Origin of the sequence: Azospirillum baldaniorum, assembly GCF_003119195.2 — a bacterium.
Lineage (GTDB): Bacteria > Pseudomonadota > Alphaproteobacteria > Azospirillales > Azospirillaceae > Azospirillum > Azospirillum baldaniorum.
On the sequence record NZ_CP022254.1, the window covers coordinates 733,991 to 746,672 of the forward strand.

The 12,682-nt window shown below is 67.6% G+C and carries 9 protein-coding genes; 2 read left to right on the top strand and 7 right to left on the bottom strand.

Annotated elements, in window-relative coordinates:
• Window positions 1–65: 65 nt before the first annotated feature.
• Entirely contained in the window at window positions 66–653 is a 588-nt protein-coding gene (locus Sp245p_RS17775) for a histidine phosphatase family protein (protein ID WP_041812297.1), read from the bottom strand.
• A gap of 424 nt (window positions 654–1,077) precedes the next feature.
• On the opposite strand from Sp245p_RS17775, the gene Sp245p_RS17785 reads away from it, so the two are divergent.
• Window positions 1,078–2,238 (top strand): efflux RND transporter periplasmic adaptor subunit, encoded by a 1,161-nt coding sequence (locus Sp245p_RS17785; RefSeq protein WP_041812299.1) that lies wholly within the window; start codon window positions 1,078–1,080, stop codon window positions 2,236–2,238.
• Window positions 2,239–2,252: 14 nt separating this feature from the next.
• Entirely contained in the window at window positions 2,253–5,537 is a 3,285-nt protein-coding gene (locus Sp245p_RS17790; RefSeq protein ID WP_041812301.1) for an efflux RND transporter permease subunit, read from the top strand.
• A gap of 17 nt (window positions 5,538–5,554) precedes the next feature.
• On the opposite strand, the gene Sp245p_RS17795 is transcribed toward Sp245p_RS17790, so the two are convergent.
• The 6 genes from Sp245p_RS17795 to Sp245p_RS17825 form a co-directional block, all read right to left on the bottom strand.
• Window positions 5,555–5,980, bottom strand: coding sequence for an NUDIX hydrolase (locus Sp245p_RS17795; RefSeq protein ID WP_014197516.1), 426 nt, complete (start codon window positions 5,978–5,980; stop codon window positions 5,555–5,557).
• 129 nt (window positions 5,981–6,109) lie between these two features.
• Entirely contained in the window at window positions 6,110–7,123 is a 1,014-nt protein-coding gene (dgcN, locus tag Sp245p_RS17800) for an N-acetyltransferase DgcN (RefSeq protein ID WP_014197517.1), read from the bottom strand.
• A 34-nt stretch (window positions 7,124–7,157) separates the two neighbouring features.
• Window positions 7,158–9,233: a TRAP transporter permease gene (locus Sp245p_RS17805; protein ID WP_014197518.1), complete on the bottom strand. Its 2,076-nt coding sequence runs from the start codon at window positions 9,231–9,233 to the stop codon at window positions 7,158–7,160.
• A 236-nt stretch (window positions 9,234–9,469) separates the two neighbouring features.
• Complete coding sequence (locus Sp245p_RS17815) at window positions 9,470–10,456, bottom strand: TAXI family TRAP transporter solute-binding subunit (protein ID WP_014197519.1); 987 nt, start codon at window positions 10,454–10,456, stop codon at window positions 9,470–9,472.
• 135 nt (window positions 10,457–10,591) lie between these two features.
• Window positions 10,592–11,455 carry an S-formylglutathione hydrolase gene (gene fghA, locus Sp245p_RS17820; protein ID WP_014197520.1) on the bottom strand — a complete coding sequence of 288 codons (864 nt, stop codon included), beginning with the start codon at window positions 11,453–11,455 and terminating at the stop codon, window positions 10,592–10,594.
• Between the two features lie 7 nt (window positions 11,456–11,462).
• Entirely contained in the window at window positions 11,463–12,581 is a 1,119-nt protein-coding gene (locus Sp245p_RS17825; RefSeq protein ID WP_014197521.1) for an S-(hydroxymethyl)glutathione dehydrogenase/class III alcohol dehydrogenase, read from the bottom strand.
• Window positions 12,582–12,682 lie beyond the last annotated feature (101 nt).

Below are 12,682 nucleotides of genomic sequence, written 5' to 3' on the forward strand. Positions count from 1 at the left end.
GATGTTGTCAGCCCGCGGGGCACGGTGCTGACACCGTGCCCCGCGGGCTTCCACACGCCAACCATCTATCTGGAGCCGTCGGTCTTGATGCGCTCTTCGATGGCCGGCTTGTCCGTCCCGTTCGCCCGCAGGAGAACCGATTCTCCGGACGCCGGGAAGACACCGGTCAGCGCGGTCACAACCACCTGATGCGTCACCAGCACGACCGGCGCGCCATCGGCCGGCAGTCCCGCCAGAAAGCGGCGCAACGAGGCCATCTGCGCATCCTGCTCCTCACGCCGCTCGAAGAAGGAGTTGAGCACCGGAAGCTCCTGCACCGCCCCGACATCGAGAAGCCGCGCCGTTTCCAGGCATCGACACCATTGGCTTGAATAGACCCTGGCCTCCCCGGCAGCGAGGCTGCGCAGCCGATCACCGACCCGCCGTGCCTGCTCGCGGCCGTTCGCGTCCAAGTTGCGCTGGGTCGCACAGTCGCGGAGTTGAAAATTCGACGGATCGCCAACTCCGGGCGCCTCCGCGTGCCTCATGAGGATGATCAATCCCCTTGGATCGACCTTACCGGGATCCGCGGCCAACCCCACTGAAGCGGAACACGCGATCGAAACGGCAATGGCCATGAGGGCAAGCGGCTTGCGGCGGAACGGCTTCGGCATTGGACCACCGCGGTTGATGGCGAACTGATGAGGTCAATATTGGTCCAGCGGGCCGGAAACCCAGGCCGCCTTGCGGCCCGCCACTCTGCAACCAGACGACTTCGCCATGTCTCGCATCCGGGACGTCCCACCCGCGCAGCAGCTCCCTGCGGCGCCATCCGCGACAACCCCGGCAGCGGCGAACACAGGCTGGTCCACGACTTCAACGCGAGCCTCGTCGCCAACTCCATCCCGGTCTGACCCATTGGGGCGGACCCTCCGGCGTCCCGCTTCCCTTTTATAACGGATGATGGCCGCGGCTTTCGCGCTCTGGGGAACTCGACCGATCCATGCAACCATTGATCCTCCGGAAGCGGGAGCGGAGGCGGCCATGACGGTGGTGGGGACGAGCAGGGCCGCATCCTGGAGGAGGGTCGGTCCGGCGATGCTCCTTGCTGCAATCGCGGCGCTCGGCGGCCTATGGCTGGCCGGTCCGTCCGGCAACCGCGCCCGCGCCGCCGAGACCGCCCAGAACGCCCCGCCGCCGGTGACGGTCAGCCCGCCGCTGCGCAAGGAGATCGTCGAATGGGACGAGTTCACCGGCCAGTTCCAGGCGGTGGACTTCGTTGAGATCCGGGCGCGGGTCAGCGGCTATCTCGACTCCATCGCCTTCCAGGACGGCCAGCTCGTCAAGCAGGGCGATCCGTTGTTCGTCATCGATCCGCGCCCGTTCGAGGCGGCTCTGGCCTCGGCGCGGGCGGAGCAGCAGCAGGCCGAAGCCAAGCTGGACCTGTCGAACCGCCAGCTCGCCCGCGCGTCGGAACTGCGGCGCAGCGACAACGTCGCGGCCAGCGTGTTCGACGAGCGCCAGCAGCAGGTCCGCGTCGACGCCGCCGGGGTCGAGGTGGCGAAGGCCGCCGTCCGGACGGCCGAGCTGAACCTGAACTTCACCCGCATCACCGCCCCGATCGCCGGCCGCATCAGCCGGCGCGAGGTCAGCGTCGGCAACCTCATCGTCGGCGGGGACACCAGCACGACGACCCTGTTGACCACCATCGTTTCCCTCGACCCGATCTACTTCATCTTCGACATGAGCGAATCCGACTATCTCGCCTACCAGCGGGCGGCGGCGCGCGGCGCGCTGAAGTCGCAACGCGACGGCGGCATCGAGGTCGAGGGCCGCCTGTTCGACGAGCAGAGCTGGCCCCTGAAGGGCACGTTGAACTTCATCGACAATCAGGTGAGCCCCGGCGCCGGCACCATCCGCGCCCGCGCCGTCTTTCCCAACCCGTCGCTGCTGCTGACGCCCGGCCAGTTCGGGCGGCTGCGCCTGCCGGGGTCCGACCGCTACACCGCCACGCTGATCCCCGATCAGGCCGTGGTCAGCGACCAGGCCAACAAGATCGTCCTGACGGTCGGGAACGACGGGACGGTGGTGCCGAAGCCGGTGCGCCTCGGCCCCATCGAAGACGGGTTGCGCGTCGTGCGCTCCGGGCTGGAGGAAACGGACAAGGTCATCATCAACGGCCTCGTCCGGGCCAGGCCGGGCGCCAAGGTGACTCCGCAGGACGGACGGATCGAGCCACCCAAGCCGCCGGCCGGTTGAGCGGAGCCGGGGCCATGAACATTTCGCACTTCTTCATCAACCGGCCGATCTTCGCGGCGGTCCTGTCCATCTTCATCACGCTGATCGGGGTCTTCGCCTATCTGACCCTGCCGGTCGCCCAGTATCCGGAGATCGCGCCGCCGACCATCGTGGTCAACGCGACCTACCCCGGCGCGTCGGCACAGGTGGTCGCCGACACCGTGTCCGCTCCCATCGAGCAGGAGGTCAACGGCGTCGAGGACATGCTCTACATGGCCTCTCAGGCGACCAGCGACGGACGGCTCCAGCTCACCATCACCTTCAAGCTGGGCACCGACCTGGACACCGCGCAGGTGCTGGTGCAGAACCGCCTCGCCGTGGCGGAGCCCCGCCTGCCGGAGGATGTGCGGCGCATCGGCGTGACCGTGCGCAAGAACTCGCCCGACATGCTGATGGTGATCCATCTGAACTCGCCGGACGGGACGCGCGATCAGCTCTACATGTCCAACTACGCGCTGCTGCAGATCAAGGACGTGCTGGCGCGCCTTGACGGGGTGGGCGACATCCAGGTGTTCGGCGCCCGCGACTACGCCATGCGCGTCTGGCTCGACCCCGACCGGGTGGCGGCGCGCGGCCTGACCGCCGGCGACGTGGTGCGGGCGATCCAGGCGCAGAACGTCCAGGTGTCGGGCGGCGTCATCAACCAGCCGCCGGTGCCGGCCCCCGGCGCCTTCCAGCTCAACGTCGAGACGCTGGGCCGCCTGACCGATCCGCGCGAGTTCGGCAACATCATCGTCAAGACCGACGGGGCCGCGGTCACCCGTCTGCGCGACGTGGCGCGGGTCGAGCTGGGGGCGCAGGACTACAACCTCAACGCCTATCTGGACCGCCAGCAGGCGGTGCCGCTGGTCATCTTCCAGAGGCCGGGCTCAAACGCGCTGGAAACCGCCGACCGCATCCTGGCGACCATGGCGGACCTGTCCAAGGGCTTCCCCAGCGGGATGCGCTACGACGTGGTCTACAACCCGACGGAGTTCATCGCGCAGTCCGTGGAGGAGGTCTACAAGACGATCTTCGAAGCCGTGGCGCTGGTCGTCGTCGTGGTCATCCTGTTCCTTCAGACGTGGCGCGCCTCCATCGTGCCGATCGCCGCGATCCCGGTCTCGTTGATCGGCACCTTCACGGTGCTGGCGGCGCTGGGCTATTCGCTGAACACGCTGTCGCTGTTCGGGCTGGTGCTGGCGATCGGCATCGTCGTGGACGACGCCATCGTCGTGGTGGAGAATGTGGAGCGGTTCATCCGCCAGGGCATGAAGCCCAAGGACGCCGCGCACGAGACGATGAACGAGGTCGGCGGCGCGCTGATCGCCATCGCCCTGGTGCTCACCGCCGTGTTCATCCCGGCGGCCCTGGTCAGCGGCATCTCCGGCCAGTTCTTCCGTCAGTTCGCGGTGACCATCGCGACCGCCACGGTGATCTCCTGCCTGGTGTCGCTGACCCTCAGCCCGGCGCTGTGTGCGCTGCTGTTCAAGCCGCACGAGGAGCACCCGCCCAAGCCGTCGCCTTTGACGCGCCCGGTCCACGCCTTCTTCCGCGGCTTCAACCGGGGATTCGACCGGCTGTCCAACGGCTATGCCGGGCTGACCGGCCGTCTGGTGCGGCTGCCGGTGATCGTGCTGGCGGTCTATGGGGTGCTGCTCGCCCTGACGGCGTGGCAGTTCAGCCGGGCGCCGACGGGATTCATCCCGAACCAGGACCAGGGCTATCTCATCACGGTGGTGCAGTTGCCGCCCGGCTCGTCGCTCGCCCGCACGGACGAGGTGGTGCGCACCGCGGTCGACACGCTGCTGAAGACGCCGGGGGTCATCCACGCCGTGCCCTTCGCCGGCTTCGACGGCGCCACCTTCACCAACGCGCCGAACGCCGGAGCGATCTTCGTGACGCTCGCCCCCTTCGCGGACCGCATCCCGAAGGGCCAGACCGCGGAGTCCGTGCTGGGCGACCTGAGGACCCGGCTGGGCGCCATCGAGGACGCCTTCATCATCACCATCCCGCCGCCGCCCGTGCGCGGCATCGGCAATTCGGGCGGCTTCAAGATGATGGTGGAGGACAAGCGGGGCCGCGGCCTGCCCGCGCTGGAGGAGGCGGTGAACGAGTTGTCCGCCGCGGCGAACCGCATTCCAGGCCTCGTTGGCGTGTTCTCGCTGTTCAACACCAAGACGCCGAAGGTCTTCGCCGACATCGACCGCCAGCGCGCGGAAATGCTGGGCGTCACCGCCGATCAGGTGTTCGAGGCGCTGCAGATCTATGTCGGCTCCTCTTTCGTCAACGAATTCAACCTGCTGGGCCGCACCTACCGGGTGACCGCGCAGGCCGACGGGCGGTTCCGCCAGACTCCGCGCGACATCGCCAACCTGAAGACCCGCAACGCGCAGGGCGACATGGTCCCGATCGGCGCGGTGGCGGAGTTCCAGAACATCACCGGCCCCTACCGCGTCGCCCGCTACAACCTGTATCCGGCGGCGGAGCTTCAGGGGAACACGCTGCCCGGCTTCTCCACCGGCTACGCGCTGGCCGCGATGGAGAAGGCGGCGGCCGACACGCTGCCGGACGGCTTCGGCTTCGAATGGACCGAACTGGCCTATCAGGAGAAGGCGGCGGGCAACACCGGCCTGCTGGTGTTCGGCCTGTCCGTCGTCTTCGTCTTCCTGGTGCTGGCGGCGCAGTATGAGAGCTGGGCGATGCCGCTGTCGGTCATCCTGATCGTGCCGATGTGCCTGCTGGCCTCGGTGACCGGCCTGCTGATGCGCGGGCTGGCGGTGGACATCCTGGCCCAGGTGGGGTTCGTCGTGTTGGTCGGGCTGGCCGCCAAGAACGCCATTCTCATCGTCGAGTTCGCCCGCCAGAACGAGCTGTTCGAGGGCAAGGACCGCTTCGAGGCCGCGGTCGCGGCGGCGCGCACCCGGCTCCGCCCGATCCTGATGACGTCCTTCGCCTTCATCCTGGGCGTCGTGCCGCTGATGATCGCGCAAGGCGCGGGGGCGGAAATGCGCCAGTCGCTGGGCACCGCGGTGTTCATGGGGATGCTGGGTGTCACCCTGTTCGGCCTGATCTTCACCCCCGTGTTCTACACGGTGATCCGCCGCTTGTTCAGCGGGCCGCTGGCCGTCAACCAGCATCCGTCCCCCAGCATGGAAGAGCCCGGCCATCCTGATTCCGGGGGCCAATCCGGGCCCCAATCCGGTACGGACGCCGCGCGGTCCGGAGGCTACCGTCGGGCCAGCGAGGAGGTTCCGGGGCCATCCGCTCCCGAGCGGTAGGCCCTTGCCGGTCCGGCTCAGTCCGGTGGGATGCCCAGCCGCAGCAGCATCTCCACGAGGCCGCTTTCCCCCACGGCCAGGGCGGCCTGGGACGGGGTCAGCCAGCGGCGCTCGCGCTGGCCCTTCTCGGGCCACTCGTCCAGCACCTCCTCGACCTCCAGAAGGAAGACGGTCACCGCGCACAGCACCGACTTGTTGACGCTGAGCCGCTTCATGTAGCGGAAATTTCCGAAGGGCCGGTGATCGACGGTGCCCCGCACGCCGGCTTCCTCATAGGCTTCCCGCGCCGCCATGGCGCAGGGCTTCACGCCCTCCTCCGCCCACCCCTTGGGGATGATCCACCGCTTGGTTTCCCGCGACGTGACCAGCAGGATTTCCGGCCGGCCGTTGCGAAGGCGAAAAGGAAGGGCGGCGTATTGGGTGGCGGGAGTGCGGTTGCTCATCATGTCCAAGTGGGGAGGCCGGACCCGCGATCCAATTCGGCTGAACGGGATGGCGGGCGATCATTCTTATGACGATGGGCGGCTGTGCTTTGTGCCGCCCATCGGCACCATGATCATCCCCTATTAACGTTACTCAGTGGCAAATTCTTCCGTCAGACGGTCAATAATTTCGCCTACGCCAAACCGGATAGGGTCACTGGCCGGAAGGCCATGGGCCTTTGCCGCCGCCTCCAGGCAGGCGCGCGCCTCGTCCTCGCCATAGGCCTTGGTGTTGATGGCGATTCCGACCGGGCGAATGGCGGGGTTGGTCAGTTGCCCGCAGCGGATCGTCAGGTCGATGACCTCCTGGATCGACGGCAGCGGGTGCTGCACGCCGCGCATGGTGCTGCGGGTCGGCTCGTGGCAGACGACGAAGGCGTCGGGCTGGGCGCCGTGCAGCAGCCCCAGCGACACGCCCGCGAAGGAGGGGTGATAGAGCGAGCCCTGCCCCTCGATCAGATCCCAATGGGCCGGATCGGCCGCCGGGGCGATCCATTCCACGGCGCCGGAGATGAAGTCCGCCACCACCGCGTCGATGGCGACCCCGCGCCCGGAAATGAACACGCCGGTCTGGCCGGTGGCGCGGAAATCGGCGTCCATGCCGCGGGCGCGCATTTCCTTCTCCAGCGCCAATGCCGTGTATTTCTTGCCGACGGAGCAGTCGGTGCCAACCGTCAGCAGGCGCCGGCCCGAACGCTTGGTGCCCTTGCCGGTGGCGAAGCGCTGGTCGGAATGGCGGACGTTGAAGAGCTGGCGGCCGTGGCGCGCCGCCGCCTCGGCAATGGCCGGAATGCTCTCCAGCCGGGTGTGCAGGCCGCTCGCCACGTCCATGCCGGCTTCGATGGCCTGGACGATGACGCTCGTCCAATGCTCCGGCAGGACGCCGCCGGCGTTCACCACGCCGACCACCAGCGTGCGGGCGCCCTGCCCCGCCGCCTCGGCGATGGTCATGTCGGGGATGCCGAGGTCGGCCTTGCAGCCCTCCAGCCGGATCTGGCCGAGGCACCAGTCGCGCCGCCAGTCCACGATGCCCTGCGCCGTCTTGGCGCCGAGCTGGTCCTGAACGTCGCCGAGGAACATCAGGTAGGGATGGGGAATGTTCATGGTCGGGTCCTCTCGAAGAGACCGGATGTTGTCTTTAGGCAGCTTCGGGCATCAGGCGGCGGGCGGACATCTGGCGAAGCAGGACGGGCACGATCAGCGCCAGCCCCAGAAGCGACGAATACAACTCCGGCGTCACCAGCAGAATGGCGGCGATGCCGAGCAGCAGCCGCTCCCACCCCCGCATGTTGGTCAGCAGCCAGCCGGTCAGGGTGGCGCCCAGGCAGACGATGCCGACGATGCAGCCGAGGAAGGCGATGAAGAAGTCCGGCCAGTTGAAGCCCGGCGCGACCAGCAGCAGCGACGGCGAGAAGACGAAGACGAAGGGCACCAGCGCCTTCGCCAAGCCCAGCCGGAAGGCGGTGTTGCCCGTCTTGAAGGGGTCGGCCCCCGCCATCCCCGCCGCCGCGTAGGCGGCCAGCGCCACCGGCGGCGTGATGTCGGCCAGCACGCCGTAATAGAAGACGAAGAAGTGCGCCACGATCGGCGCCACGCCCAGCAGGCCCAGCGCCGGGGCGGCGATGGTCGCCATGATGATGTAGTTGGCCGTCGTCGGAATGCCGCAGCCCATCAGGATGCAGACCACGCCGGTCATGATCAGGGTGAACAGCAGCGTCAGAGCCTTGGCGTCGGCCAGCCAGCCCGGCAGGAAGGCCCCCGCCCACACCGCCATCTCGCCCGCGGTGGAGGTGACGATGTAGGAGATCTTGAAGCCGACGCCGGTCAGCGTGACCACGCCGACGATGATGCCCACCGTGGCGGCGGCGGCGCCGACCGCCAGCGCGTATTTGGCGCCGTCGCGCAGCCCGTCCAGAACCTCCCAGATGGTCATGCGCTTGCGCGGGTTCAGCAGGCCGACCGCGATGCACAGGGTGATGCCCCAGAAGGCCGCCATGTAGGGGGTGTAGCCGGCGATCAGGATGCCGATCAGCACGACCAGCGGAATGACCGTCGGCCAGTCGCGGCGGAAGGCCTCCTTCAGATCCGGCATCTCGTCGGGGCGCAAGCCGCGCAGGCCGTTGCGCTTGGCCTCGAAATGCACCTGCACCAGCACGCCGAAGAAATGCATGAAGGCCGGGACGATGGCCGCCATGATGATGGTCGTGTAGGGCAGCCCCAGGAACTCGATCATCAGGAAGGCGGCGGCGCCCATGATCGGCGGGGTGATCTGCCCACCGGTGGAGGCCGTCGATTCCACGGCGGCGGCGAAATGCGGCTTGTAGCCCATCCGCTTCATCGCCGGGATGGTCAGCGAGCCCACCGTCACCGTGTTGGCGACCGAGGAGCCGGAGATCATGCCGAACAGCGCCGACCCGAAGATGGCGACCTTGGCAGGACCGCCGGCGTAGCGCCCGGCCACCCAGGCCGCGCAGTCGAGGAAGAGCTGCCCCAGCCCGATGCGTGTGGCGAAGACGCCGAACAGCACGAAATGGAAGACGTAGGTCGCCACCACGCCGAGCGCGATGCCGTAGACGCCCTGCGTCGTCAGGTACAGGTGGTCGACGAGCTGCGAAACCGTGGCGCCGGGATGCTTCAGCAGCCCGGGCATCTGCGGCCCCCAGATCGCGTAGCTCATGAAGATCAGCGAAATGATCGGCAGCGGCCAGCCGACCGAGCGGCGCGTCGCCTCCAGCAACACGATGATCAGGATGGAGCCGAGGATCACGTCGGTGGTGGTCGGGTTGCCGACGCGGAAGGCCAGATCGTCGAGCGGGATCAGCGGGACGTGCATCACCGCGACGACCGCGCCGATGGCCAGCGCCCAGTCCTGAAGGCCGATGCCGAGCGGGCGCAGCAGCGTGCCCATCACCGGCTCGCCGTAGCCGCGCTTGGTGAAAGGGAAGACCAGGAAGACGAGGCCCAGCACGAAGGACAGATGGATGCCGCGATGCTCCATCTCCGGCAGCAGGCCGAAGCCGGCGGTGTAATAGTGGAACAGCGACAGAATGATCAGCAGCCCGCCGACCAGCTTTCCCGCCAGCGGCGACAGCGGCCGGAAGCGGATTTCGGAGTCGAACTTCTCCTCCAACTCCCGCGCCTTGGCCTCGTCGAGTTCCATGGACGCGGAATCCAGCCGGATGTCGGATGGCGGATCGCGATGAGTATCGGTCATGGATTCTCCGTTCCCCTCTCCCCTCTGAGAAGAGGGTTAGGGTGAGGGGGTTGCGCGTGTCGGGAAGTTCGGCAAAAGCGCATCCCCCTCACCGGCCCTTCGGACCACCCTCTCCCCGCTTTCGGCGGACCGAAGGTCCGCCTGCCGCGTCAGCGCAAACGACGTTTGCGCGTGAGCGGAGGGGAGAGGGTTATGCTGGTCGGATGCGACATGGGAAAGTTAATGGAAGTCGCGCCTCACTTCAGGACGCCCTGTTCCTTGTAGAACTTCTCGGCACCCGGATGCAGCGGGATGCCCAGGCCGTTGGTCGCCGTCTGCAAGGTGACGAGCTTGCCCTTGGCATGGCCGGCCTCGAGCGCGGCGCGGCTCTTCTCGTTGTAGAGCGTCTTGACGATGTTGTAGACGAGGTCGTCCGGCTGCTTGGCGCTGGTCAGCCACTGGGCGTTGACGGAGATGGTCGGCGTCTCCGGAACGTCCTTGTAGGTGTTGGCCGGCACCGTGTCCTTGGCGAAGAACTGGTACTGCGCCAGCATCTTGTCGATTTCCGGCCCGGTGATAGGCACCAGCGAAATGCCCGAGGAGGTCGCGAGTTCGGAGATGGCGCCGGTCGGGTAGCCGCCGACGAAGAAGTAGGCGTCCAGCGCCCCGTCGCGCAGGCGGTCGCCCGCCGGACCCGGCTTCAGATACTCCGCCTTCACGTCCTTCTCGGTCAGGCCGAAGGCGCCGAGCACGATGCGCGAGTCGACCAGCGTGCCCGAGCCCGGCTCGTCCAGCGACACCCGCTTGCCCTTCAGGTCGGCGACCGACTTGATGTTGGCGTCCTTGCGGGCGACCAGATGGATGGTTTCCGGATAGAGCGTGGCGATGACGCGCAGGTCCTCCACCTTGCCCTTGCCCTCGAACAGGCCGGTGCCGGTGTGGGCCCAGTAGGCGACATCCGACTGCGAGAAGCCCGACTCGGACGAACCACCCTTGATGGCGTTGATGTTGGCGACGGAACCGTTGGAGGCCACGGCGGTCGCCACCAGAGCGGGCACGCCGCCGTTGGCGCCGGAGATGACGTTGGCGATCAGACCGCCCACCGGATAGTAAGTGCCGGCGGTGCCGCCCGTGCCGATGCGGAAGAAGGCCGGGGTCTGCGCCACGGCGACGGTGGCGCCGATGGCGACCGCGCCCGCGACGGCGGCGAAGGCCAGACGGCGGGTCTTGGACATGAACTTCACGACAACCTCCCAATTATTTCGCGTCGTAACGAAATGATGCCTTTGGGTCGGAGGCTTGTCGATACGAATGGGAGACCGGTCCGGACATACGGCCCATTCCGTGAATGGGTGGGCCGTATGTCCGGGCGGAACGCGTCAGTCCGCCAGCAGCGCCGCCGCGTGGTGGCGCAGATGGTCGTCGATGAAGCTGGCGATGAAGAAATAGCTGTGGTCGTAGCCCGGCTGCATCCGCAGGGTCAGCGGGTGGCCCGCCGCCGCCGCCGCCCGCTGCAGGTTTTCCGGCTTCAGCTGCTTCTCCAGGAAGCTGTCGGCGTCGCCCTGGTCCACCAGGATCGGCAGCTTCTCGGAGGCGCGGCCCAGCAGGGCGCAGCTGTCCCACTCCAGCCACGCCGCGTAGTCGGTGCCGAAGAAGCGCTCGAACGCCTTTTCGCCCCAGGGCACGCTCGCCGGGTTGCCGATCGGCGCGAAGGCCGACACGGCACAGTAGCGGCCGGGGTTGCGCAGCGCGCAGACGAGCGCGCCATGCCCGCCCATGGAATGGCCGGAGATGGAGCGCCGGTCGGTCACCGGCAGCTCCGCCTCGACCAGCTCCGGCAGTTCCCGCACCACATAGTCGTGCATGCGGTAGTGCTTCGCCCATGGCTCCCGCGTCGCGTTGACGTAAAAGCCGGCGCCGAGCCCGAAGTCCCAGGCGCCGTCCGGGTCGCCGGGGACGTCGGGGCCGCGCGGGCTGGTGTCCGGCGCCACGATGGCGATGCCGAGTTCCGCCGCCATCCGCATGGCGCCGGCCTTCTGCATGAAGTTCTCGTCGGTGCAGGTCAGGCCGGACAGCCAGTAGAACACCGGCACCTTGCCCGATTTGGTGCCCGATTCGGCCTGCGGCGGCAGATAGACGGCGAACACCATGTCGCAGTCCAGCACCGCGGAGCGGTGCCGGAAGCGCTTGTGCCAACCGCCGAAACAGCGGTTCGCCGCGATCTGGGTCAGTTGCGACTCCATCCGATCCTCACGGGTTGTAGAGGATGACGGAGCGGATGCTCTTGCCCTCATGCATCAGGTCGAAGGCCTTGTTGATGTCCTCCAGCCCCATGGTGTGGGTGATGAAGGTGTCCAACTCGAACTCGCCCTTCAGGTAGCGCTCCACGTAATCCGGCAGCTCCGACCGGCCGCGCACGCCGCCGAAGGCGGAGCCGCGCCAGACTCGCCCGGTGACGAGCTGGAACGGGCGGGTGCTGATCTCCTCGCCGGCCCCGGCGACACCGATGATCACCGACTCGCCCCAGCCCTTGTGGCAGCATTCCAGCGCGGCGCGCATCACCTTCACGTTGCCGATGCACTCGAAGCTGTAATCGACGCCGCCGTCGGTCATCTCGACCAGAACCTCCTGGATCGGGCGGTCGTAGTCCTTCGGGTTCACCACATCGGTGGCGCCGAGCTGCTTGGCGATCTCGAACTTGTCGGGGTTGATGTCGATGCCGATGATGCGCGATGCCTTGGCCATGACGGCGCCGATGATCGCCGACAGGCCGATGCCGCCCAGGCCGAAGATGGCGACCGTCGAGCCCGGCTCGACCTTCGCGGTGTTGCGCACCGCGCCCATGCCGGTGGTCACGCCGCAGCCGAGCAGGCAGACCTTCTCCAGCGGCGCGGCCTTGTTGATCTTGGCAACCGCGATCTCCGGCAGCACCGTGTATTCGGAGAAGGTGGAGGTGCCCATGTAGTGGAACACCGGCTGGCCCTTCGCCGTGAAGCGGCTGGTGCCGTCCGGCATCAGCCCCTTGCCCTGGGTGGCGCGGATCGCCTGGCAGAGGTTGGTCTTGCCGGACAGGCAGAATTTGCACTTGCCGCATTCCGGTGTGTAGAGCGGGATGACATGGTCGCCGACCTGGACGGAGGTGACGCCCGGCCCGACCTCCTCGACGATGCCGGCGCCCTCATGGCCCAGGATCGCCGGGAACACGCCTTCCGAATCCATGCCGGACAGGGTGTAGGCGTCGGTGTGGCAGACGCCGGTGGCGACGATGCGCACCAGAACCTCGCCCTGCCTGGGCGCCGCGACCTCGACCTCTTCGATTTCCAGGGGGCGCTTCGCTTCCCAGGCCACCGCCGCGCGTGACTTCACCATCCCACCGTCTCCATGCGTTCGCGTTTCTTTGATGATCGACGTTAGCATTCCGCGCGCGTTGACAACGCTGCAATGTTGGAGAGGATTGTTGCCGTATGGGG